19 protein-coding genes are annotated in these 24,912 nt (G+C 58.4%); 12 read left to right on the forward strand and 7 right to left on the reverse strand.

Annotated features, from left to right (window positions below; all coding sequences use genetic code 11):
- The first annotated feature begins 11 nt into the window (after positions 1-11).
- Positions 12-863: a class I SAM-dependent methyltransferase gene (locus tag BQ8011_RS03845; RefSeq protein WP_072457861.1), complete on the forward strand. Its 852-nt coding sequence runs from the start codon at positions 12-14 to the stop codon at positions 861-863.
- Positions 850-1,224, forward strand: a complete 375-nt coding sequence (locus BQ8011_RS03850; protein WP_072457470.1) for a cupin domain-containing protein — start codon at positions 850-852, stop codon at positions 1,222-1,224. Before BQ8011_RS03845 ends, BQ8011_RS03850 begins: the two co-directional genes overlap by 14 nt.
- 62 nt (positions 1,225-1,286) lie before the next feature.
- Here BQ8011_RS03850 and BQ8011_RS03855 read toward each other — a convergent pair whose 3' ends face one another.
- From BQ8011_RS03855 to pta, 4 genes are all read right to left on the reverse strand, one after another.
- On the reverse strand, positions 1,287-3,368 hold the full coding sequence (locus BQ8011_RS03855) for an NAD(+) synthase (RefSeq protein WP_072457472.1): 2,082 nt from the start codon (positions 3,366-3,368) through the stop codon (positions 1,287-1,289).
- An 83-nt stretch (positions 3,369-3,451) separates the two neighbouring features.
- On the reverse strand, positions 3,452-4,186 hold the full coding sequence (locus BQ8011_RS03860) for an NAD-dependent protein deacylase (protein ID WP_072457474.1): 735 nt from the start codon (positions 4,184-4,186) through the stop codon (positions 3,452-3,454).
- Positions 4,187-4,285: 99 nt separating this feature from the next.
- Positions 4,286-5,479: an acetate/propionate family kinase gene (locus tag BQ8011_RS03865; protein WP_072457476.1), complete on the reverse strand. Its 1,194-nt coding sequence runs from the start codon at positions 5,477-5,479 to the stop codon at positions 4,286-4,288.
- Between the two features lie 158 nt (positions 5,480-5,637).
- Positions 5,638-7,131, reverse strand: a complete 1,494-nt coding sequence (gene pta, locus BQ8011_RS03870; RefSeq protein WP_072457478.1) for a phosphate acetyltransferase — start codon at positions 7,129-7,131, stop codon at positions 5,638-5,640.
- 132 nt (positions 7,132-7,263) lie between these two features.
- Here pta and BQ8011_RS03875 point away from each other — a divergent pair, with 132 nt between their 5' ends.
- The 4 genes from BQ8011_RS03875 (at position 7,264) to pgi (ending at position 13,107) form a co-directional block, all read left to right on the forward strand.
- Positions 7,264-7,554, forward strand: coding sequence for a DUF3017 domain-containing protein (locus BQ8011_RS03875; RefSeq protein WP_072457480.1), 291 nt, complete (start codon positions 7,264-7,266; stop codon positions 7,552-7,554).
- A 104-nt stretch (positions 7,555-7,658) separates the two neighbouring features.
- Positions 7,659-8,999, forward strand: coding sequence for a dicarboxylate/amino acid:cation symporter (locus tag BQ8011_RS03880; protein WP_072457482.1), 1,341 nt, complete (start codon positions 7,659-7,661; stop codon positions 8,997-8,999).
- A gap of 105 nt (positions 9,000-9,104) precedes the next feature.
- Positions 9,105-11,399: a 6-phosphofructokinase gene (locus tag BQ8011_RS03885; RefSeq protein WP_072457484.1), complete on the forward strand. Its 2,295-nt coding sequence runs from the start codon at positions 9,105-9,107 to the stop codon at positions 11,397-11,399.
- A 40-nt stretch (positions 11,400-11,439) separates the two neighbouring features.
- Positions 11,440-13,107, forward strand: a complete 1,668-nt coding sequence (gene pgi, locus BQ8011_RS03890; RefSeq protein ID WP_072457486.1) for a glucose-6-phosphate isomerase — start codon at positions 11,440-11,442, stop codon at positions 13,105-13,107.
- 135 nt (positions 13,108-13,242) lie between these two features.
- Here pgi and BQ8011_RS03895 read toward each other — a convergent pair whose 3' ends face one another.
- On the reverse strand, positions 13,243-14,283 hold the full coding sequence (locus tag BQ8011_RS03895) for a cation diffusion facilitator family transporter (protein ID WP_072457488.1): 1,041 nt from the start codon (positions 14,281-14,283) through the stop codon (positions 13,243-13,245).
- 64 nt (positions 14,284-14,347) lie between these two features.
- Positions 14,348-15,388: a zinc-dependent alcohol dehydrogenase family protein gene (locus BQ8011_RS03900; RefSeq protein WP_072457490.1), complete on the reverse strand. Its 1,041-nt coding sequence runs from the start codon at positions 15,386-15,388 to the stop codon at positions 14,348-14,350.
- A gap of 141 nt (positions 15,389-15,529) precedes the next feature.
- On the opposite strand from BQ8011_RS03900, the gene BQ8011_RS03905 reads away from it, so the two are divergent.
- Complete coding sequence (locus BQ8011_RS03905) at positions 15,530-16,360, forward strand: exodeoxyribonuclease III (protein ID WP_072457492.1); 831 nt, start codon at positions 15,530-15,532, stop codon at positions 16,358-16,360.
- Between the two features lie 4 nt (positions 16,361-16,364).
- Here BQ8011_RS03905 and BQ8011_RS03910 read toward each other — a convergent pair whose 3' ends face one another.
- Entirely contained in the window at positions 16,365-16,904 is a 540-nt protein-coding gene (locus BQ8011_RS03910) for a 2'-5' RNA ligase family protein (RefSeq protein WP_072457862.1), read from the reverse strand.
- A 156-nt stretch (positions 16,905-17,060) separates the two neighbouring features.
- On the opposite strand from BQ8011_RS03910, the gene galK reads away from it, so the two are divergent.
- The 5 genes from galK (at position 17,061) to eno (ending at position 24,784) form a co-directional block, all read left to right on the forward strand.
- The gene (gene galK / locus BQ8011_RS03915) at positions 17,061-18,299 is read left to right on the forward strand and encodes a galactokinase (protein ID WP_072457494.1); all 1,239 of its coding nucleotides are present in this window, start codon (positions 17,061-17,063) and stop codon (positions 18,297-18,299) included.
- Positions 18,300-18,380: 81 nt separating this feature from the next.
- Entirely contained in the window at positions 18,381-18,989 is a 609-nt protein-coding gene (gene pth / locus BQ8011_RS03920; RefSeq protein WP_072457496.1) for an aminoacyl-tRNA hydrolase, read from the forward strand.
- Complete coding sequence (mfd, locus tag BQ8011_RS03925) at positions 18,990-22,625, forward strand: transcription-repair coupling factor (protein WP_072457498.1); 3,636 nt, start codon at positions 18,990-18,992, stop codon at positions 22,623-22,625.
- Between the two features lie 52 nt (positions 22,626-22,677).
- Positions 22,678-23,262: a SurA N-terminal domain-containing protein gene (locus tag BQ8011_RS03930; protein ID WP_072457500.1), complete on the forward strand. Its 585-nt coding sequence runs from the start codon at positions 22,678-22,680 to the stop codon at positions 23,260-23,262.
- Between the two features lie 241 nt (positions 23,263-23,503).
- Positions 23,504-24,784 carry a phosphopyruvate hydratase gene (eno, locus tag BQ8011_RS03935; protein ID WP_072457502.1) on the forward strand — a complete coding sequence of 427 codons (1,281 nt, stop codon included), beginning with the start codon at positions 23,504-23,506 and terminating at the stop codon, positions 24,782-24,784.
- The last annotated feature ends 128 nt before the right edge of the window (positions 24,785-24,912 follow it).

A 24,912-nucleotide genomic window follows, 5' to 3' on the forward strand; every position in this document is an offset into this window, starting at 1 on the left:
GGGGATATGTGGTGAGTGACTCGAATCAGACGGGTGAACACGCAGACGTAAGCGAGGCCCTTCCCATTTCACAACGCCCGGCCTCGAACGCTCCCGGGCACTGGGTACTCGCAAGAGTCGGAAAGAAAGTTCTACGTCCCGGCGGCTTGGAACTGACTCTTCAGATGCTCTCCGAGGCGAAGCTAACGGGCTCCCGGGTGGTTGAATACGCTCCCGGGTTGGGACGAACCGCATCGGAAATTCTTGCTGCACGCCCGGCCTCGTACACGGGGGTCGATAAAGATCCGGTTGCCGCCAAACACGTAAGAGAGTTGGTCGGCACGCGGGGGACAGTGATCAATGCTGATGCCGCCGACACCGGACTGGAGTCGGGGTCTGCTGATGTTGTCGTTGGTGAAGCCATGCTCACCATGCAGGGAGAGAAGTCTAAGAAAGCCATCATTTCCGAGGCCGTGCGGCTGCTGGCACCGGGAGGCCGCTATGCGATCCATGAGCTTGCCGTCCAACCTGACGACATTGACGAAGAATTGCACACGCGGATTCGTCAAGATCTTGCGCGAGCTATTCACGTGAACGCGCGCCCGCTGACCTGCGAGCAGTGGGCGGAACTATTGGAAGAATGCGGCCTCGTGGTTGAAACGATCCAAACCGCGCCGATGGCTCTACTCGATTTCTCGCGCAATGTCCGTGACGAAGGCTTTGTACAGACACTGCGAATCATTCGAAATGTTCTTTCGGATCGAGAGCTGCGGGCCCGTGTGTTAGGAATGAGAAAGACTTTCCGCACCTATCAAGATTCAATGTGCGGGGTGACAATCGTGGCCCACAAGCCGCTGGAAGGAGACACCAATGACGCTCAGTGACGACACCAATCTTGAGGTCCCCGTGCCGATCATGACCGATGTTCAAGACATTGCGTCCATGATTCAGGTCAATGAGGGGGCAACGGTTTCTCGCACGGTTATGCACTGTGAGGGAATGCGACTGGTTCTTTTTTCCTTCGATACCGACGAACTACTTAGTGAGCACACTGCGGCAATGCCCGTGATTCTTCAGACCCTTGAGGGGGCCCTGGAAATCACCGCTGACGGTCGTACAGTGATTCTGCGCCCCGGTGATGTGATCCACTTTGGAACGCGACTGCCTCACGCCGTGCGCGCGCTTGAGCCTTCCAAGATGGCGCTGTTCATGTTGGATTCACGTGAGCGATCACCAAAGAAGTAAGGTGAGAAAATGTTGATCGGGGCTGGGTTTGTGAGTAACCCAGCCCCTTTCGTGTGAGAGATTCAGTCGACGAGGCCGCTGACGGCGCTGTCCAACTCCCGCAGCCAGGCCTCGGCGGAAGCATCCGAAGGCATACGCCAGTCTCCGCGCGGGGAGAGCGATCCGCCAGCCATGACCTTGGGGCCATTGGGAAGCGCGCTGCGCTTGAACTGCTGGGTGAAATAGCGACGGATAAACAGGCGCTCCCACTTCACGATTTCGTCCAAGGAGTATGAAACCTTGTCCTCTTCGGGGTAGCCGGCTGGCCAGTTGCCGCGAGATGCATCTGACCAGGCGTGCTCTGCCAAGAATGCAATCTTCGACGGGCGAGCCCCGCGTCGAAGCACGTAGTACAGGTTGAAGTCTTGCAGGTTGTAGGGGCCGATCTTGTCCTGCGTGGACTGCATCTTCTGTCCTGGCTTTGCTGGGACGAGCTCGGGAGAAATTTCGGTTCCCAGAATCGACAGCAAGATCTCGCCAACTTCGGGGGAGAACTGGCCAGAAGATACCACCCAACGAATCAGGTGCTGGATCATCGTCTTGGGGACGCCGGTATTGACGGCGTAGTGGCTCATCTGGTCGCCCACACCGTAGGTGCACCAACCCAGCGCAAGCTCTGAGAGATCACCGGTACCCAAGACAATACCGCCCAGGTGATTTGCGAGGCGGAAAAGATAGTCCGTGCGCAGTCCTGCCTGAACGTTTTCGAAGGTCACGTCATAGTCGTCGTGGCCATCGGCGTAGGGGTGATCGATATCAGCCAGCATCTGCCTAGCCGCAGGGGTGATATCGATTTCCTTGAAGGAGACTCCCAATCTTTCGCACAGCGCAATCGCATTGGTCTTCGTGCGCGCAGAAGTTGCAAAGCCGGGAAGCGTGTAGCCCAGAATATCTGTACGCGGACGACCTAAGAGGTCCATTGCTCGAGCCGCAACGATCAACGCGTGCGTTGAATCCAAGCCGCCAGAAACACCAATGACAACCTTGGGCTGGCCTATAGCGCTCAAACGCTTTGCGAGCCCCGCAACCTGGATGTTGTAGGCCTCGTAGCAGTCCTGCTCCAGCTGGTTCGGGTCGTCGGGGACGAAGGGGAAGCGATCGACCTCGCGTTCCAAACCCAGATCCGTTCGCGGCGGGTTCATCTCAATGGCGATGCTGTAGGGGCGTGGGATTGAGAGGCCCTCAAGCATTTTTTGAGCGTTGTCGGTGAAAGAATTCTGACGCGTGCGCTCGGTGCGCAGATGCTCGACATCAACGTCGGCGATGGTGATTTGGGTTCCCGAGGCGAAACGCTGCCCGGCGGCAAGAAGCTGCCCGGCCTCGTAGATCAGGGTCTGCCCATCCCACGCAAGGTCGGTCGTTGACTCACCCGGGCCGGCTGCGGTGTAGATGTACGCGCAGGCGCAGCGCGCGGAGGTCGACTGTGCAAGGAGCTTGCGTTCGTCGCCTCGTCCGACGGTGATGGGGGAGGCGCTCAGGTTGAGCAGGACGGTTGCGCCTGCGAGCGCAAGGAGTGAAGCGGGGGTGACGGGAACCCACATGTCTTCGCAGACCTCAATACCCACACACAACCCCGGGATGTCGGTCACGTCGATTGTGACGGAGCCAAAAGGCAATAGGGGAGCGTCGCCCGTGTAGGGCTCTGTTGGGGCCCACGGAGCCTGAAGAAGATCGTTATCAAAGCTCGGCGGAGTCACGAAATGACGCTTTTCATAGAACTCGCGGTAGTTTGGAAGATAGGACTTCGGGATGACGGCAAGTGCGCGGCCTCGGTGGATTGTAACCGCGCAATTGTAGAGGGCTGCTCCCTTGCGTAGTGGCGCGCCGACGACGATCAGGGGGAGAAGATCCGCGCTGGCAGCAATGATGGTGGTCAGCGCGCGCTCGACCTCATCAAGAAGAACGTCTTGAAGGAGAAGATCATCGATTGCATACCCCGAAACGCACAACTCAGGGAAGAGCGCGATCGAGACGCCGCGTTCATCGCAGCTTCGCGCGGCTGCAATGATTTCTTCGGCATTGGCCAGTGGCTGTGCGGGATGAACGGGGAGCGTCACTGCCGCCACGCGTGCGAAGCCCTGGTCGTAAAGGGAATGGAAGTTCATGGCTTTCCTCCTGAGTCGCTAGGGCTATTGTCGCCTACTTGGGCGGCTTGCGCCTTCTCGAGGTCGTAGCTGGCTTGGTGTGTCTACTTCAGTTCGTTCATGATCTGTTCAAAAGAGTGAGCAACGGGGTCGCGGATGATGAGGTCTGCGTCAGCGTCGGCGCTCGTCGGCGTCGCGTTCATCAAGACCAGGTGTGAACCCGAGAAATAGTTAAGTAATCCCGCAGCGGGATAGACGACCAGAGATGTTCCAGCCACGATTAAGAGATCGGCGTGCGAGATTGCCTGCACGGCGCCACTGATGACGTCCTCGTTCAGTGCCTCGCCGTACATGACGATATCAGGACGGAGCTGTCCGTGGCAGCGACGGCAGGTTGGGACTAGCTCTTCCAGGGCATCGGGAATGGAAGGAAGCGAATAGCCAGCGCCGCAAGCGGTGCACAGAAGGTGCTCCCAATTTCCGTGAAGCTCCCAGACTGTGCGTGAGCCGGCGCGCTGGTGAAGACCGTCGATATTTTGGGTAATGACGCACTCGAGAAGCCCATCTGCCTCGAGCGTGGCAAGTGCGCGGTGGGCGCCGTTGGGTTCTACCGGCTTGTGTACCTCGCGGAACCACTCCCAATAGGCCTCGGGGTGAACCGAAAAGAAATCGATACTGAGGACCTGCTCCAAGGGGATTGTGCGCTCTTGGAAGTAGAAGCCGTTCGCGCCGCGAAAGTCGGGAATGCCTGACTCCGTGGAGACGCCAGCCCCACCGAAAAATACTGTTGAAGGAGAGGTGCGAATCCAATTCGTAAGGGTTGAAATATCAGTGGACACCGTAACTCCTTTGTCGTTCGATGCCTTCAAGAATACGCCGAGGCCGGGGTGCACATGGCAGCCCCGGCCTCGTATTGCGATGAAAAGTCGCGTCTGAACTCAGATCAGAGTGAGAGCCTGACGTGCAATCGCAAGTTCTTCGTTCGTGGGAACAACCATGACGGTAACAGAGGAATCGTCGGTCGAAATGGTCGTTGCGGCCGAGAAACGCTGGTTGTTCACCTCGTCATCGATGCGCACACCGAAGGGGAGGAGACGCTCGCAGACCTCGCGGCGAAGATCCGCATCGTTCTCGCCAATGCCAGCGGTGAAGGTAATGACATCCAGTCCGCCGAGCTCAGCAGTGTAGGAGCCGATGTACTTGATGATGCGGGTGACGTAGATGTCCAAGGCGAGGCGTGCGCGGCGTGCGACTTCGGGGTCCTCGGAATCGACCATGTGGCGAACGGCGCGCATGTCATTCTCTCCGGTCAATCCCTTGAGACCTGACTGCTTGTTGAAGAGATCGTCGACTTCGTCGGCGCTCCAGCCGGTCTGACGCTGCAGGTGGAAAACGACGGCGGGGTCGATGTCGCCGGTGCGGGTTCCCATGACCAAACCCTCAAGAGGGGTCAGGCCCATCGAGGTATCGATCGGACGGCCGGCCTTGACCGCAGACACCGATGCGCCATTACCCAGGTGAAGGACGATCTGACGCAGAGCATCGTTACCCATGAGGCGAGCAACCTGACCGGAGACGTACTGGTGAGAAGTGCCGTGAGCGCCGTAGCGGCGCACAGCGTACTTTTCAGCGACTTCCTGCTTGAGAGCATAGGTTGCGGTCTCTTCGGGAAGACGCTGGAAGAAAGCGGTATCGAAGACTGCCACGTGAGGGGTGTCAGGCATGAGCTCGCGGGCAACGTCAATGCCCTTGAGGTGTGCGGGGTTATGCAGGGGAGCCAAGGCGCACAGCTCATCGATGAGGTCGCGGACTTCGTCGGTGATCAGTGCCGGTCCGTCGAAGTACTTACCGCCCTGAACGATGCGGTGACCAACGGCAACAATGTTGGCCTCGGCAAGAGAGGGGCCGACCTCATCAAAGAGGCGCAGAACTTCGCGCATGCCAACTTCGTGGTCGGCAATAGGTTCGTTCACATCGACGACCTTCTCGCCGTACTTGTGCTGGATGTGGCCCTCAGATTCGCCGATGCGCTCAACGAGGCCCTTGGCGATCGCGTCACCATTATCGGGGTTGACAAGCTGGTATTTGATGGAGGAAGAACCAGAGTTAATAACGAGAACGGTGTCGGTCACGACATACCTTCCTTGGGAGTGCTGACGACCCGGGGCAACTCGACGAAGCCGGAGGCCGTCCGCCCGGATTGTTGTGGGCAGTTAACTGAATTTTACTCGCGTCTATTACGCGGACGTGATTCGAGGGTGTGGGATTGTCCCCACACCCTCGAAATCTGTTAGCCCTGTGCCTGAACGGCTGTCAAGGCGACGGTATTGACAATATCTTCAACCAAAGCGCCGCGTGAGAGATCGTTCACGGGCTTGTTAAGTCCCTGCAGAACCGGGCCAATCGCAACGGCTCCGGAAGAACGCTGAACGGCCTTGTATCCAATATTTCCAGCGTTGAGCGAGGGGAAGATGAAGACGTTCGCGTGGCCGGCAACGGGGGAGTCGGGCAGCTTGACCGAGGCGACGGCCTCGTCAACGGAAGCGTCGAATTGGATCGGTCCCTCAAGGGCCAGCTCGGGAGCCTTCTCGCGGGCCAGGCGGGTGGCCTCGACAACCGCATCCACGTCCACGCCCGAACCGGAGGTTCCGGTGGAGTAGGAGAGCATGGCAACCTTCGGATCGAGGCCGAACTGGCGCGCGGTCGCGGCCGAAGAGATTGCGATATCTGCGAGCTGCTCGGGGGTCGGGTTCGGGTTGACAGCGCAGTCGCCGAATGCCCACACGCGATCTTTCAGTAGCATGAGGAAGACCGAAGAAACGATCGAGACGCCGGGGGCGGTCTTAATGATCTGGAAGGAAGGAACGATGGTGTGAGCGGTGGTGTGGATGGCGCCCGACACCATGCCGTCGGCGTCGCCCATGTGGACCATCATCGTGCCGAAGTAGGAAACGTCGCGAACCTTATCGCGAGCCTGCTCAATGGTTACGCCCTTCTTGGCGCGCAGACGTGCGAATTCCTCGGCGTAGCGCTCTGCGTATGCGGGGTCATCGACGGAAACGACGGTAGCTGCCGAAACATCCAAGCCAAGTTCCGCTGCACGTGCGTTGATCGCCTGAGCATCGCCGAGCAATACGAGGTCGGCAATTCCGCGCTCAAGAACGATTGCGGCTGCGCGCAGGACGCGATCATCTTCGGGTTCGGGCAAGACAATGCGCTTGCGGTTCGAGCGGGCGCGCTCGATGAGGTCTGCCTGGAAAGACAGGGGAGTGACAACCTGCGGTGCCTCAAGCGCCGAGGCCGCTTCCAGAGTCTGTGCGCTGAAAGGTAGTTCCAGAATGGGTAGTTCCGTCTGAACGTGCGAGGCCATGGCCGCGGGGAGAGCAACCGCTGCGAGGCGGGTTGCATGCTGGCGTGCACGGCGCTCAAGAACCTCAATCTCGCGCTGCACGAGCTCGGGCGATGCGCCTTCGGTGTCAAAAGCGGCGATCACGCGCGCATTGGTTGAAGCAGCGACGTCGAGGTTCCAGCCCAAGGTGTCAAAAGTCGACACGGAGCCCTCGGGGAGTGCATCAATGAGGACGACGTCTTCTGTGTGAGAGCGGATATCTTCCAGGACGCGGGGGAGGGCTTGCTCGGGGTTGGAGGTGATGGCCTCGATTGTCGAGGTGCCACCGGCGCTCACCCGTGCCAGCGTTGAAGAGGGGACAAGCTTGGCGAAGTCGTCACTGACCTGTGAGGCGGCTTCTGCCTGTGCGGCAATGACGATAAAACGGGCGGTCACGGATGCTCCTTGTGTGTTGGGTCTACTAGCGGGGCTCATTGGTTGAAAACCAAGGAAGCCAACGAGACCATGGTAGTCCTCCCGTGTTGAGTGCGTCGCGCTCATCCCCGTTGACGCGATAGGCTGTGAGCTATGGAAGAGGAATCCTCAGGATCGACAGGCGGAATTGCGACGCTAGCGAGCGTTGCTTTTGTTGTCCTCTCCTGCATGGCGATGGCTGTTCTTGCGGTGATGAATCATCCTCATAAAGCGGTTCTTCTCCTGGTGGTGACCATGTTCGTCATGGCGGCAATGCGCGCAGTGTGGCCTGGTCGCCCATGGTTCGCTTCGCGCCGTCGGTGGGCCGATGTTGGGCTCTATGTCGTTCTTGGAGCGCTTATCTGGTACTTCTCTCCCTACACCGCAACCCTTGGTCTCGGCTAATGTGACCCAGTAAACATTTGTTTCATATTGTGGGCATTGCTGACTTCTTGTTCTAAACCTGAGACTCTTGCCAAGTCCGTAATCAATCACAAGAGGTTTATGCAATGAGAAAGTTCCTCGAACAAAGCGGCATCCTTTTATGGGTGCTGGCGGCTATTGTTTTGGCTTTGGTCCTCGGCTCCGTCACCGTTGGTGGATCCCACATTATGCCCTCCGGTCTGGGCAATGTGTTCGTCACTTTCTCTACTATTTTCGGGCAGTTCTTGTCCTTCTCTATTCCGCTGATCATCATCGGCCTAGTGACCCCTGCAATCGCAGACCTCGGTAAGGGAGCCGGCCACTGGCTGGGGCTTACCGCAGCGCTCGCCTACGCCTCGACGATGTTCGCAGGCTTCTTGACCTACGGTGTATGCGCATACTTCTTCCCGAAGGTTCTTGTTGGACAGCTGACTCAGGTAGAAACTCCGAAGGAAGTCCTCAAGACCTACTTCACCATCGAAATGCCTCCGGTCGTTGGTGTGATGACCGCACTCTTGCTGTCCTTCGTTGTTGGAATCGGTCTGTCCTTGGTGCCCCGGGGCGTTCTGCGTAAGGGCTTCATTGAGTTCCGCGCGATCATCACCCGCTTGATTGAGAACATCATCGTTCCTCTTCTGCCCCTGCACATCTTCGGTATCTTCTTGAACCTGACCTACACCGGTGAAGCAGTGCACATTATGCGCACGCTCATCCGCGTCGTCGTGATCGTGCTCATCCTTGAAGTTGTCATTCTGCTGACCCAGTACTTCGTTGCTGGCGCCATTGGACGCGTCAACCCCTTTAAGGCGCTCTTCACCATGCTTCCGGCGTACCTGACCGCCTTGGGAACTTCCTCTTCGGCAGCGACGATTCCTGTCACCTTGCGACAGACCCGTAAGAATGGCGTGTCCGATGCCGTTTCCTCTTTCACCATTCCTCTGTGCGCAACGATTCACTTGGCGGGTTCAACCTCAAAGATTTTCGCTTTCGCCTTTGCGATCGTTTACACCCAGGGTATGACGGTTACCACCACTCAGTGGGTCGGATTTATCTTCATGCTCGGCATCACCATGGTTGCTGCTCCGGGTGTCCCCGGCGGCGCAATTATGGCCGCCACCGGTATCTTGCAGTCGATGCTGGGCTTCGATGATTCTGCAGTTGCTCTGATGATTGCCACCTACATTGCTCTTGACTCCTTCGGAACTGCAACGAACGTGACGGGTGACGGTGCGATCGCGATCATCATGGATCGCGTCACCGGCGGCAAGTTGGGGCCCGAAGGCGATTCTGAGCACACCCGCGAACTTGCCTTCGATGGAATGGCATACCTCCACAAGGTTTCTGTCGAGGGTGTTGTGAGCCCCGAAGAGCTCGCGGAGTCTGCTGCCCTGAACGGTACAACCATTACCGAGAGTGGGCGTTCCTGAACAATCTCTCACCGCGAATTTAAGGTGGATGCAACGGCGTGCATTAAGCAATAGACTTAATGCACGCCGTTCGCTGTTGATCACTGTGGGAATGGAGCATGACTCGTGGAGCAAGTCGCCATCGATAGCACGTCAGAACCGATAAAGATCGGTGTCCTCACCTCTGGTGGGGATGCGCAGGGAATGAACGCCGCGGTTCGCGCAGTCGTCCGAACCTCTCTTGCCCGAGGCGCTCGCCCCTTTGCAATTCTCGACGGCTGGTCGGGCGCAGTGAAAGGCGGCGATAGTATTCGCCCCATGACCTGGACCGACGCCTCGGGAATCCTCGCGCAGGGCGGAACGGTAATTGGTACCGCTCGTTGTCCAGAATTTCGCGAGTACGAAGGGCGTCATGCAGCGGCACTGCACCTGATCGAACAGGGGATCGACCGCCTCGTCGTCATCGGTGGTGACGGATCTCTGTCGGGAACTGAAGAATTCCGCACGGAATGGGCCCAACACCTGAGCGAGCTGGTCAATGAAGGCCAGATCAGCGCCGAACAGGCGAAAGCCCACGAACGCCTCTACATCGTCGGGCTGGTTGGTTCCATCGACAACGACATGGTCGGCACCGACATGACGATTGGCGCGGACACTGCACTGCACCGAATCGTCGACGCAATCGACCAGATTTCTTCAACCGCGGCCTCGCACCAGCGCACCTTCATTGTCGAGGTCATGGGACGTCACTGTGGTTACCTTCCCCTGATGTCTGCAGTCGCAGGCGGCGCAGACTATGTCTTCACTCCCGAAGACCCGGCTCGTGACGGCTGGGAAGACGAGATGGTCAATCTGCTCAAGGAAGGGCGCGCGGCAGGTCGACGTGAATCGATCATCATCGTTGCCGAAGGAGCAATGGATCGCGCGGGAACCCCCATTACTTCTCAAGACATTGCCGATGCTTTCAAGGAACGTACCGGCGAAGACGCGCGAATCACCATCTTGGGCCACGTCCAACGAGGCGGTACCCCCTCGGCCTATGACCGCTGGATGTCGACCCTGCTTGGCTACGCCGCAGTTCAAGAGATCCTTGATCCCGCAGATCCCGATGTTGCCTCGATTCTGGGCGTGCGGCACAACCGCGTGACCCGCATTCCTCTCATGGAAGCGGTTCATGAAACTCGCGGCGTTAAAGACCTCATCAAGTCCGGAGATTTCCAGTCTGCTCAGGCTGCTCGCGGTCGTTCCTTTACCTTGATGGTGGGGATCAACCAGCTTCTGGCGACGCCTCCTCATCTTGCGGATAATCCCCCGAAGGAAAGCGGCAAGCGCGTCGCCATTCTGCACGCCGGAGGCCTTGCGCCGGGCATGAACACCGCGGCACGTGCAGCGGTCAGGCTCGGCATCGCCAAGGGCTGGACGATGCTCGGCGTTGACGGTTCATGGGCCGGCTTGGCAGATAACCAAGTTCGCGAATTGACGTGGGAAGACGTTGAAGGTTGGGCTTTCCAAGGTGGTGCTGAACTGGGCACTCGTCGCCCAATTCCCCCCGTCAACGAGTACTACGCACTGGGCCGTGCGATCGAGCGCAATGAGATCGATGCGCTCTTGGTGGTTGGCGGTTTGAACGCTTACCTCGCCGTTAAGGAAATGACGACTGAATTGGATCGCTACCCGGCGTTCCGCATCCCGATCGTTCTGGTTCCGGCCTCGATCGATAACAACCTTCCCGGTGCGGAACTGGCAATTGGTACCGATACTGCGCTCAACAACGCGGTGTGGGCGCTCGATCGGATCAAGGAAAGCGCCGCGGCCTCGAAGCGGTGTTTCGTAGCGGAACTCATGGGACGCCGCTGCGGATACCTGACCCTCATGGCAGGCATCGCCTCGGGCGCGGAATACGCCTACTTGAATGAAGAAAACACGACTCTGGCTGAAATCGATCAGGACGCGCATCGCATGCACCAGACCTTCGAAAACGGGCGTCGACTTTTCCTTGTCGTTGTCAACGAAGAGGCTGATGCGCACTACAACCGCGAATTCCTCGCTAACGTTTTCGAGGCCGAAAGTGGAGGTCTCTATGATGTGCGTTCCTCCGCGCTGGGCCATCTCCAGCAGGGCGGAACTCCAACTCCCTATGATCGCCTTCTTGCGACTCGCCTAGTCAATGCTGCACTTAGCGAATGCGCAGACCAGTTTGCCGACGGGCGAGCACAAGCCGTCTACGTAGGCGATATGGGGAATGCAATTCAGGTGCGTCCTGTTGAGCGCATGTTCGATGACCTCGACTTTGCAAACCGGCGCCCCTTCAACCAATGGTGGCGCGATCTTCGTCCGATTCTTGCTGCAGTATCGGTGCAAGCCCCGCCGCGTGAACTACAGCCAGTGACTATTATTCAGGCTGAGGGCTTTGGCCACTGAGCGGGAATACCGGAACTTTCGATAATCAGGAGAATGCACGATGAGCGCAATTGACCCGACGACGACCCCTGCCTGGGCAGAACTGGACGAACACGCGGAGGTCTTTAACCCTGACCTGCGCGCGTGGTTCCAAGACGATCCGCAGCGCGCCCAAAAGTGGACGCTGAATGTGGCAGACCTGCATGTTGATTTGTCCAAGAACCTGATCGATGATGCCACTTTGGAGCAGCTTCTTGCACTGGCCGATCAAACCGAGGTTTTCGCTCTTCGTGATGCGATGCTGCGAGGCGATCGCATTAACGTGACTGAAAACCGTTCCGTCCTCCACACGGCACTTCGTCGCGCGGCGGGCGAGGAACTCATCGTCGATGGACGCAACGTTGTCGCCGATGTTCGCGAGGTTTTGGAACGCGTCTATTCCTTCGCAAACCGCGTTCGCTCGGGTGAATGGGTTGGTGTCACTGGCAAGCCCGTGAAGACTGTGGTCAACGTGGGAATTGGTGGCTCTGATCTGGGTCCCGTCATGGCCTACGAAGCTCTTAAGCCATACGTCCAAGAGGGCTTGGAGTGCCGTTTCATCTCCAATATTGATCCGACCGACGTGGGGGAGACCACTAAGGATCTGGACCCCGAAACCACTTTGGTCATCGTCGCTTCGAAGACCTTTACCACCTTGGAAACCATCACCAACGCACACGCCGTGCGCGATTGGTTCTTGAAGTCGCTGCGTGAAAAGAGTGTCATCGGCGATGATCCCGAGCAGGAGAAGGATGCAATCTCCAAGCATTTTGTCGCGGTCTCAACGGCACTGGATAAGGTTGCTGAATTCGGTATCGACCCGGCGAATGCCTTCGGATTCTGGAGCTGGGTGGGCGGACGTTACTCGGTAGATTCCGCAATCGGTACCTCGCTGGCAATCGCCATCGGCCCTGAGCACTTCGAAGAATTCCTCGGCGGAATGCGCGCGCTCGATCAGCACTTCGCCTCGGCAGCGCCGAAGGAAAACCTCCCGCTGATCATGGGCCTTCTCAACGTCTGGTACTCGAACTTCTTGGGCGCTGATACCCACGCAGTGCTCCCGTATTCGCAGTACCTGCACCGTTTCCCCGCCTACCTCCAGCAGCTCACCATGGAGTCCAATGGTAAGTCCGTTCGTCGCGATGGCTCTCCGGTCTTCTACGACACCGGTGAGGTTTTCTGGGGAGAACCCGGCACCAACGGTCAGCATGCCTTCTACCAGCTGATCCACCAGGGAACCCGCATGGTTCCGGCAGACTTCATCGCCTTTGCCCGCCCGACCTGGCCCATCCGTGACGGCGAGGCCGATATGCACGAGCTATTCTTGTCGAACTTCTTCGCACAGACCAAGGCGCTTGCTTTCGGTAAGACTGCAGAAGAGGTTCGCGCCGAAGGAACCGCAGAAGAGCTGGTGTCGGCCCGAGTCTTTACCGGAAACCGTCCGACGACCTCGATTATGGCGCCCGCGCTGACTCCCGCTGTCCTCGGTCAGCTCATCGCCCTCTACGAGCACATCACTTTCGTTGAAGGCGCTGTGTGGGGTCTTGACTCCTTCGACCAGTGGGGCGTGGAACTTGGCAAGGTTCTCGCCAAGCAGATCCTCCCCGCAATCGAGGGTGACCAGAGCGTTTTGGCCGAGCAGGATTCCTCCACTCGCGCGCTCATCGAGTTCTACCGCGCGAATCGCTAGAGGGGTAGCTCGCAGCTTGTGCGGGTCGTCGTCATTGCCGAGGCAGTGGCTTCGGCCCGCTTTTGCTTGCCTTGGGGTGGGGGCTTATCTATTAATCCATAGACGGCGTACGTCCCTCTGGAAAGGAAAAGTCTTTCAGTGTCGGAGGTGTTCGTGCTGCGCGTGCGAAATCGATTCAACTTGGAAGGTCGAATGGGCAATTTCGACCGGGAAATGGTGCATCGCGCACTCGTTCAGAGAGTGGATAATCTGGTCTCGCTGACCGGCGGTAACCGCCTCGGAAACCTCAATATGTGCGGTAACCGTCACTAGGTTTGAAGCCACCGAACTGACGTGAAGATCGTGGACATCCTCGACCAAGGGAATCGACAGCATGTGCTGACGGACCTGTTCAAGATTAATCTCTGCGGGTACTTCTTCCATCAAAATCCGCAGGGTTCGAAGCAATAACATGTATGCGCGCGGGGCCATTAAGAGTGCGATGAAAATTGAGGCTAGGGCATCCGCGCGACTCCACCCGCCGATCAATTCAACAGTTGCAGCAATGATGACTGCAAAAGACCCCATAGCGTCGTTTGCTACTTCAAGAACGGCTGCGCGCATATTGAGCGATGCGTGACGCCCGCCAATGAGCACCATGAGAGAGAGCGCATTTGCGACCAATCCCAAAATTCCAACCCACAGCATGGGCGTTGCACGGACCTCAACGGGGGAGACTAAGCGCTGAATGCCTTCGATCGCAACCAAAAGAGTGATGATCACCAGCATGCCCGCTTGGAAAGCGGCGGCGAGAACCTCTGAACGCGCCCATCCCCACGTCCTGCGATTATCACGAGGTCGCATGGTCAGGCTCGCAGCAATGAATGCGATAATCAGTCCGGCAGAGTCGACCGCCATATGTCCGGCATCGGCTGCTAGAGATAAAGAAGACGTGAAGAAAGCGGCAACAAGCTCTGCACTGAAAACCGTCGCTGTGATTGCTAGTGCGATCGCAAGCCTTTTGCGAGAAGCAGCATGTCCGTGCGAATGATCATGACTATGGGAATGCGTGTGTTCGTGGCTGCTCGCTAATACTTTTTCCGCAGTATCTCCGCAGGCATTTTCGCTCTGCCCAGCGCAGCACCTCGACTGTGAGTGTGATTCCTGAGGGCTTGGTGTCAGTGTCGATTCGGACATAGTGAATAGCATAGCGCCCTGTCTTCGGCGAAGACAGGGCACTAAGAGCGAACAGGCCTGTTGATCAGAGTGTCAACATGACCTTTGTTGCGCGACGCTCATCCATGGCAGCGTAGCCCTCGGCCGCCCGCTCAAGCGGCAGGACCAGATCGAAGACAGCGCCCGGGTTGATCTCGCCGCCAAAGATCAGATCAATCATTGCCGGCAGGTACTTACGCACGGCAGCGGGACCGCCGAACATGTGGACCTCGGCATTAAACATGTGGCCCATGTCCAAGGAAACACCGTGGGGCACACCCACAAAAGACAGATGTCCGCCGGGGCGCACGCAGCCGAGCGCCTGATCGAAAGCTGCCTCATTGCCCACCGCCTCGACAACGCCGTCTGCACCTAGACCGCCAGTCATTTCCTTGACCCGGGCAATACCTTCCTCGCCGCGCTCTTCGACGATGTCCGTCGCGCCGAACTGACGGGCTAGCGCCTGGCGATCCGCGTGGCGCGACATCGCAATGATGCGCGAGGCGCCCAGCTGCTTGGCGCCAATGATTGCGCCCAGGCCCACGGCCCCGTCACCCACGACGACGATCGTCTTCCCGGGAGCTGCCCCGGCCTCGTCAGCGGCGAACCAGCCGGTGCCAAGGACGTCGGAGGCGGCAAGGAGGGAGGGAAGCTGCTCCTCTGTGGGCATCGCGGGGGTCTTCACCAGAGTGCCATCCGCGAGGGCCACGCGTGCGTATTCGGCTTGGGTACCACCGGCGCGGGTGCTGACGTAGGTGTCGCCTTGCGCGGAGGCGGTCACACAGCGAGAGGGGTAGCCGGCGCGGCAGATCTCGCACTCGCCGCAGGAAATACAGAAGGACCCGACGACGAAGTCTCCGGGCTTCACGGTTGTGACGGCCTCGCCCACCTCGACGACTGTTCCGACGTACTCATGTCCCATGCGCTGCTCGTGGACCGGCTCAAAGCCGCGGTAAGGCCACAGGTCCGAGCCGCAGATGCACGTGGCCGCCAGCTTGATGATGGCGTCCGTGGGCTCGAGGATGGTCGGCATCGGCATCTCGTCGACGGTGACGTTGCCGGGTTCGTGCATGACAACAGCGCGCATGGCACTCCTTGGGTAGAAGTATTTATTCCCATAAAGCTAGCCCGAAATTAACCAGACCTCCACCGGGTAGAGCGGGGATTTCAATGAAGACAATGGTGACTCCATCCGCCTGAACACTCATCAGCAAGTACACTGAAGCCCATGGCTTTCACTGTTACCAGCGTTAATGTCAACGGAATCCGTGCCGCACACCGCAAGGGCATGATGGAGTGGCTCGACGCCAACCCCTGCGATGTTCTTCTTCTCCAAGAAGTCCGTGCGGATGAAGAAATCGCCACCGAACTACTGGGCGATTCATGGGAAAGCATCATTCTTCCCTGCCGCATTAAGGGACGTGCAGGTGTCGCAGTTGCGGTGCGCAAGGATAGCGCACACATCAGCGGTGAACCGCGCCTTTCCCTTGACGATCAGGAAACCGATGTCGATTCCGGACGCTGGCTAGAAGCAGTGGTTGAAACCAAAGCGGGGCGCGTACGCGTCGTTTCCGCCTACTTCCACTCTGGCGAAAAAGACACCCCCAAGCAGGACGCGAAGATGGCGCATCTGCCGCGTATTGGCCGCCGCATGGGAGAACTCTTTGCCGAGGCCGCCCAGGGACAAGCAGACGTCCTCGGGACCGTCGTTGCTGGGGATTTCAACATTGTTCGCACCCGCTCCGACATTAAGAATTGGACCTCGAACCACAACAAGCGCGCGGGTGTGCTCGATGAGGAAATCGCATTCCTCGATCAGTGGCTCGACGCGGGATGGCATGACGTTATGCGTGATCTTGCCGGCGACATTCAAGGCCCCTACACCTGGTGGTCTCAGCGCGGTCAGGCATTTACCAATGACACCGGTTGGCGTATCGATTATCAGTTCGCGACGCCCGCGCTGGCGGAGAAGGCCAGCTCTTTCGCAATTGGCCGCGCGGCCTCGTACGAGGAACGCTGGAGCGACCACGCACCGCTGTCGGTGAGCTACGAACTCTAAATACTCAGGCGCTTTCGAAATCAAAAAGCGCCATGGAGGAGTAGACGCCGTTCTCGTCCACGCGGTCTAAGCGGAATCCGGGAACCATCCACGAGGCCTCGTAAGAGCCGATGCTCATCGCGCGGTCCAGCGCCTCATCGGACACCCCCTGCGCAAGGGTCACGTGTGCGTGATAAGGGAATCGAGCCTCGGCGTACAAGGGACCGGAGCGGATATCTTCCGCCAAGAAAGTGCACTCGCGCGCGCCCTCGGCAAGAGAAAGATAGACAACCGGTGAAACCGGGCGGAAAGTTCCCGTCTCACCCAAAGTCACGCGGAAAGGCGTGTAGCGCTGCGCAACCGTGCGCAGGTGCTCGATCACGTCCTCGCGGCGGTCCTTATCCACTGCTGTTGGTGGAAGAATCGTGATGTGTGCAGGCACTTTTGTTCCCTGCTCATCGCCCAAACCGACGCGAATATCCGTCAGCGCACTCACCCAGGGTTCAGGTATCGCAACGACAACGCCGAGCCATTCTTGACCCGGTAAACGCTGAGGGAGATACATGAAACTACCTGAAATGGGGAATACGAACTCGCCCATGGTACATGGGGAGGCCGGCGTCGAGCACATCGAGTCCACAAGCATATCGGCGTAAGGAAGATGCCCAATGCGCTACGCTGAAGACACTGTATTGATCGATTCACCCAAGGAAGTGTGCACGTGGATCTGTCCTGGTCAGCCGCTCTGAGCGCCCAAGAAGGACGCAAACTCGCCGGCGAACTTTTTGAAGAAACTTTCGGCTACCAGCCGCTCGATGTATGGTCGGCACCCGGGCGCGTCAATGTTATTGGCGAGCACGTCGACTACAACGGGGGTCCCTGTCTTCCCATTGCCCTCCCGCATCGAGCCTTCATCGCCTATGCCCCCCGCGAAGATCGACTTTTGCGCTTGGTTTCGCCCCAGACCCGCGAGGCCGTTGATGAGCTGGACCTCGACAAGGTCGCACCGCGTGGCTGCGAGGGTGAAGTTATTGGCTGGGCCTCGTATCTTTCCGGCGTTGCGTGGGCGCTTGAAAAGGCTGGTTATGGGCCGATTCACGGCTTTGACGCTGCGCTCTATTCCTGCGTTCCCCGCGGTGGTGGGCTTTCCTCATCTGCTGCCCTTGAGTGTGCGATGGCCGTCGCCATTGACGAGGCCGAAGACCTGGGCTTGGCCGGCCCGCTGAGTGCGCCCAGCGATAAGGGGCGAGCAATCCTCGTTGAGTGTGCGCGCCGCGCAGAAAACGAGATTGCGGGAGCAAACACCGGGGGACTGGACCAGACCGCGTCGCTGCGTTGCGAAGAAGGCCATGCCCTTGCATTGGATTGCCGCGATATGAGCGTCGAACACATCCCCTTCGATCTGGAATCTCAGGGGCTTGCGCTGCTCGTTATTGATACGCGGGCTGCGCACTCCTTGGCGGATGGACAGTACGGACAACGCCGTGCTGATTGCGAAGAGGCCGCCCGACTCCTGGGCGTGGAACAGCTCGTTGAGATCGAAGACCTGCAAGGTGCCAGCGAGGCTTTGGAAGATGAGAGGCTCCGTAAGCGTATGCGTCACGTTGTCTCTGAAATTGCGCGCACTCGAGCGTTGATTGAGCTCCTCAAGGAAGGACCCCTGGAAGGTTCGCGTGTCCAGGTCGTCGGCGCGCTCATGAATGATTCGCATGATTCTCTGCGCGATGATTACGAGGTCTCGTGCACGGAACTTGATGTCGCTGTGGACGCAGCACGCGGCGCGGGTGCCTATGGTGCGCGAATGACAGGTGGGGGATTCGGAGGCAGTGCCATCGCCCTCGTTGATCGCGAGCGTGTGGAGGAAACCGCGCAGGCTGTTGCGCGCGCATTCGCTGATCATGAGTTGGGGGAGCCGGCGTTCATTGTTGCCGTTCCTTCTGCTCCCGCCGGCAAACTCTGAAGTACTCTCAACGCCTAACTTCACAGGTGTGCCACCTTCTTCCTGGACGCAGATGCGGGGAGGGGGTGGCACAATCGTTCTATGACTTCAACGGATCCCTGGATGGTTGTGGGCCTGGGTAACCCGGGCGCACAGTACGCGAATACCCGTCACAATGTCGGGCACATGCTCGTGGACCTGCTCGCAGCCAATGCGGGAGTACAGCTTGTCGCCCATCGTTCAGGGGCCCACTGTGCTGATATCCGACTGGGAATGCTCCCTGGGGGAGTTCCTGGACCGCGAGTAATTCTGGCAATCAGCGATTCCTACATGAACACTTCTGGAGGTCCCATTGGACGCCTCGCGAAGTTCATGAATGTCGCGCCTTCACGTCTTTTGGTCGTTCACGATGATCTCGACCTTCCTGAAGGCACTCTGCGCTTGAAGACCGGGGGTGGAGAAGGCGGCCACAACGGCCTTAAATCAATCTCCCAGGTCCTGGGCACACGTGACTACAACAGGCTACGGATCGGAATTGGTCGCCCACCGGGGCGAATGGATCCCGCAGATTACGTGCTTGCGCGAATGAATCAAAACCAACTGACCGAGCTCGCAGTGACCATCGCCCAAGCCGGAGACGTTGTCGAAGATATCGTCACCACAAGTTTCAGTGAGGCGCAGCAGCGCTTGCACACGCAACAGGGAGCCTAAGTGCCGCAGTTTTCTTCTCTTCTCCCATCATTCGAAGGCGACGCAGCACTATCGCAGGTGCTCGAATCCGTTGACCAGGGGATCTCTGGTTGTGCAGTTGCTCCCGCTGGCGCGCGTATTCCCCTGATTGCATCCATGGCTGCTCGCCGAGGTGGAACAACCTATGTCGTGACCCCAACCGGGCGCGAGGCCGAAGAAACGGCGCTCGCCCTGCGCGCGTGGATCGATGAAGTCGAGGTCTTTCCTTCGTGGGAGACACTGCCGCATGAACGCCTCTCGCCTCAAGCAGACACCATGGCGCAACGCATCGCGGTCTTGCGGCGCCTTGTTCACCCGCAATCTGGCGATGAACACGCGGGAGGTCTCAATGTTGTTGTGATTCCCGTTCGAGCGCTCATGCAGCCCATCATTCACGGGATTGCTGATCGAGCCCCCGTGCGCGTGAAGTCCGGGGATATCGTTGACCTCCCGCACTTGGCTCAAGACCTTGAAAACCTGGGTTACGAGCGTGTCGATATGGTCGAGCGGCGCGGACAATTTTCGGTTCGTGGTGGCATTCTTGATCTATTTCCCCCTCAAGAAGCGCACCCTTTGCGCATTGAATTATGGGGAGACGAAGTCGATGAAATCCGAGCCTTCTCCGTATCTGATCAGCGAACTTTGGGGGTTGTGGAGTCCGGTGTGTGGGCGGTTGCCTGCCGGGAGCTGCTGCTGACCCCACAGGTTCGCGCTAAGGCCCGCAATGAAATAGACCAGCTTCCCGGTGCAGCCGAAATCCTGGAATTGGCATCGCAGGGAATCGCGGCCCCTGGTCTTGAATCTCTTGCGCCAATCTTGGTCGGGGGAATGGATTCTTTCCTTGACCTGATTCCTGCTGGTGGACTCTTTGTTGCCGTTGACCCCGAGCGTATTCGCGCTCGCGGGGCGGACCTGGTTGCAACCACAGAGGAATTTCTCGCCGCGGCCTGGTCTCAGGCTGCCGGTGGGGGAGCAGTGCCCCTTGAAGCAGGCCAGGCCTCGTTCATCCCATTGGAAGAAATCTGGGGAGCGCAGGGGCGTCCTTGGTGGGACCTGACGGCTCTTCCTCCCGCGCAACTTGCTCAGGCAATCGCTGAACAAGGCGGAAGCCTCGCGAAGAATGAAGACGAAGAGGCGCAAACCTCGGGAGCGCTCCTGAAGAAAGAAGCGCACTCCGTCGTTGTTTCAGACGAACTGGTTGCTCTGGGTGCGCGGGACGTGCGCCCCTATCGAGGCGATTATGCGCGTGCCCTCGACGATATCCGGACTTTGCTGAGGGCCGGATGGACGCTCATCCTTGCGGCCGAAGGAGAAGGCCCCGCCCGTCGCTTGAACTCCATCGCGACGGACGCAGGAATTGGAAGTCGCATCGTTGAAGAATGTGATCCTTCGCAGGACCCTTCGGTGCTCTATGTTGTCTCAGCTCCGCGAACTCGCGGTTTTGTTGCCCCTGAACTCAAACTGGCGATTATCTCCGAGTCGGATCTATCCGGGCGCGTGGGTGCGACAACCCGAGACATGCGGAAAATGCCCTCGCGCAGGCGTAAAGGAGTCGATCCCCTCACGCTTCATCCAGGGGATTACATCGTTCATGATCAGCACGGAATTGGGCGATTCATTGAGCTTGTTTCCCGCACCGTTGGACGTGGAGAAGGACAGGTTACTCGCGACTATTTGGTCTTGGAATACGCGCCCTCAAAGCGTGGCCAGCCCGGTGATCGACTTTTCATCCCCACAGATAGTTTGGATCAGATCTCGAAGTACACGGGTTCGGATCAACCCGCACTGACGAAGATGGGCGGTGCAGACTGGGAGAAAACCAAGGCAAAAGCTCGCAAAGCCGTCAAAGAAATCGCGCAGGAACTCATTCGTCTCTACGCGGTGCGTCAGGCGACGAAGGGGCACGCTTTCGGGCCGGATACCCCGTGGCAACGCGAGCTGGAAGATTCCTTCCCCTACGTGGAAACACCCGACCAACTCGTCACCATTGACGAAGTGAAAGCCGACATGGAAAAGCCCATGCCCATGGACCGTCTCCTCACGGGCGACGTGGGCTATGGAAAAACCGAGATCGCAGTCCGCGCAGCTTTCAAAGCAATCCAAGACGGCAAACAGGTCGCTGTCTTGGTGCCGACGACGCTTCTCGTCCAGCAGCACGCCGAAACCTTCGCGGAACGTTACGCGGGATTCCCCGTCACCATTGGCACGCTCTCGCGCTTCTCGACGCCCAAGGAAGCAGAAAAGGTCAAGGAAGGCTTGGCCTCGGGAGGAGTGGACCTGGTTATTGGTACCCACTCGCTGCTCTCCGGTGCCATTACCTTCAAGGATCTGGGCCTGGTCATCATCGACGAGGAACAGCGTTTCGGCGTCGAGCACAAGGAAACACTCAAAGCCCTGCGAGCCGATGTGGACGTCCTCTCAATGTCTGCAACGCCCATTCCCAGGACCTTGGAAATGGCGGTTTCCGGCATTCGCGAGATGTCGATTCTTCAGACCCCGCCCGAAGAACGCCAGCCCGTTCTCACTTTCGTCGGCGCGCATACTGACGCACAGGTCAGCGCCGCTATCCGACGCGAGCTTTTGCGCGATGGCCAGGTCTTCTACGTGCATAACCGCGTGGACTCCATCGCCTCGGTCGCAGCGCACATCCAAAAACTTGTTCCCGAGGCGCGGATCAGAGTTGCCCACGGAAAGCTCAATGAACACCAATTGGAAAGCGTCATCGTTGACTTTTGGAACCACGATTTCGATGTCCTGGTGTGTACCACCATCGTGGAAACCGGTCTGGATATTTCGAACGCGAATACTCTGATTGTTGATCGTGCGGATACTTTCGGTCTATCCCAATTGCACCAGTTACGTGGTCGCGTGGGCCGAGGCCGTGAGCGCGCCTATGCGTACTTCTTCTACCCCTCTGACCGCCCTCTTTCAGAGATGGCACACGAGCGCTTGCAAACTATTGCCCAGAATGCTGATCTGGGTGCGGGGCTTGCGGTTGCTCAGCGAGATTTGGAGATCCGAGGCGCCGGTAACCTCTTGGGAGGCGCGCAATCGGGACACATCGAGGGCGTGGGCTTTGACCTCTACGTCCGAATGGTCGCGGATGCGGTCGCTGCCTTTAAGGGGCAGCGTAAGGAAGAAAAGAAGGATTTGCGTTTGGACATTACCGTCGATGCGCATATCCCAGAGGACTACATCTCTGCTGAACGCCTACGCCTTGAGGTCTACGGCAAGATTGCTGCGGTTGAAACCGGCGAACAGGAAAAAGATCTGCGCGAGGAGTTGGCTGACCGCTACGGTCCTATTCCCCAGCAGGTTGACTTGCTCTTTGAGATTGCTCGTCTTCGTTCGCTCCTGCGTCGCATGGGTATTGATGAGCTTGCAACGCAGGGTAAATACCTGCGGATTCACCCCATCGAATTGAAAGAATCTCAGGCGATGAGGCTCAAGCGTTTGTACCCGGGATGTGTCGTGAAAGCCGCTGTTCGTCAGTTGCTTGTTCCTCTGCCGATGACGGCGCGTGTCGGTGGTGTGCCGTTGACAGATCACGCCCTCATCGACTGGATCGAAAATCTGATGACGAAGGTACTCAACCCACCGCAGGCGTCTCAGGCCTAATCAGAGCGCTACACTGACACCTATACAGAGTGATTTTCCGGAGGATATAGTCATGGTTTCTCTTTCACGCGCATCGAAGGCTGCGGCAATCTTGGCCGTGTGTGGATTGGGCCTTGGTGCCTGTTCCACGCACCCGGGAACTGCAGCGATCATTGGTGATTGGAGCGTGAGCGAGGCAGAACTGGACCTGTCTAGTCAGCAGCTCAGCGCATTGATGGGGCAGCAGGTCGATGCAGCACAGTTCCTTCCGGATATGAGTTCTTCACGTGCAGTGGGCCAAGTGGCTGAAGAAAACGGCGTGACGGTGAGCGACGAAGAGGTCATGCAACAGTTCCAGCAAATGGGGGAGCGCGTTGTTGCCCGTGGAGGACAGAGCACTCCTGTCGAAGAACCGACTCCCTTCTTGAAGACGATCGTCAAGGACACTTTGGCTCTGCAAAAGCTGCGTTCAATGGGATTTTCCTCCGAAAAATCGCAGGAGCTGAGCAATCAGATTTCGCAGATTATGCAGTCGACGAAGGTTGAGATCAATCCGCGCTACGGCACCTACAATGCGCAAAGCAATGAGCTGACTCAGACAGTTTTCGGCGACGTCGTCCGCTCGAGCTCTGCCGCGCAGCAGGCAGGCAAGAACTAGCCGGTGGCTGCGCGTGGGCGTATGGGTATACCCCCACGTGTCTGAAATGTGATGTATCGCCCACCCGTGAGGGTGGGCGATACGGCATTTATGGGGACCTATGTCTAATTTGCGCCAATGTGCCCTTGATCGTGACGAGGAAAACGTGTGTGAGTGCTCGCGTACTACTGATGGAGTGGCCCCGAATGTACTAGCGTTAGATACGACAGTAGTCACGTAGTTAATCGATTGGAGAATTAACGTGGCAAGCATTGAAGCAATCGGAGCTCGCGAGATCCTCGACTCCCGCGGTAACCCCACCGTCGAGGTTGAGGTCATTCTTGAAGATGGCACTTTCGAGCGCGCAGCAGTTCCTTCTGGCGCCTCCACCGGTGCATTCGAGGCCGTTGAGCGTCGCGATGGCGACAAGGGTCGTTACCAGGGCAAGGGCGTTCAGGATGCCGTTGACGCAGTGAACGACATCATCGCCCCCGAACTGATTGACGAAGACGCTTCCGACCAGCGTCGCATCGATGAAATCATGATCGAGCTGGACGGCACCCCCAACAAGGGTAAGCTCGGCGCCAACGCCATTCTCGGTGTCTCCCTTGCTGTTGCAAAGGCTGCTGCCGAGTCTGCAGGTCTGCCCCTCTACCGTTACCTGGGCGGCCCCAACGCTCACATCCTGCCCGTTCCCATGATGAACATCCTCAACGGTGGCTCTCACGCAGACACCAACGTTGACATCCAGGAGTTCATGATTGCTCCTCTGGGTGCTCCGACCTTCCGCGATGCCCTCCGCTGGGGCGCCGAGGTCTACCACACCCTCAAGGCCGTCATCAAGGAACGTGGCCTGTCCACCGGTCTGGGCGACGAGGGCGGTTTCGCACCGAACCTCTCCTCCAACGCCGCTGCACTCGACCTGATCATCGAGGCCATCGAGAAGGCCGGCTTCAAGCCCGGCACCGATGTTGCACTCGCCCTGGACGTCGCCTCCTCCGAGTTCTTCAAGGATGGCCTGTACCAGTTCGAAGGCGAAGGCCGCTCGACCGACTACATGGTCACCTACTACGAGAAGCTCATCCGCGACTACCCGCTGGTCTCCATCGAAGACCCGTTGTCGGAAGACGAATGGGACGCATGGACCGCTCTGACCGCAGAGATCGGCGATCGTGTCCAGCTCGTTGGCGACGACCTCTTCGTCACCAACCCCGAGCGTCTGCGCAAGGGCATCGAGCTGCGCGCTGCTAACGCTCTGCTCGTCAAGGTGAACCAGATCGGCTCGCTGACCGAGACCCTGGACGCCGTGGAAGAAGCACACCGCAACGGCTACCGTTCAATGACCTCTCACCGCTCCGGTGAAACCGAGGACACCACCATTGCGGACCTCGCGGTTGCCACCAACTCCGGCCAGATCAAGACCGGTGCTCCCGCTCGCTCCGAGCGCGTGGCGAAGTACAACCAGCTCCTGCGCATCGAAGAGGACCTCGACGTTGCAGCAGTGTACGCGGGTCGTTCTTCCTTCCCCCGCGCTTCCTTCTGAGAAGCACATACTGACACGCTCGTAGAAGCGTGACCTTAGGGGTGGGTGATGAGAAATCATCACCCACCCCTTCGTTATGCGATTCAGCCCTCAATTGGGAACACATGAGTTTTATGTCCTGCCCGTCT

Source organism: Actinomyces marseillensis (genome assembly GCF_900155605.1).
In the GTDB taxonomy this organism is placed as follows: domain Bacteria; phylum Actinomycetota; class Actinomycetes; order Actinomycetales; family Actinomycetaceae; genus Pauljensenia; species Pauljensenia marseillensis.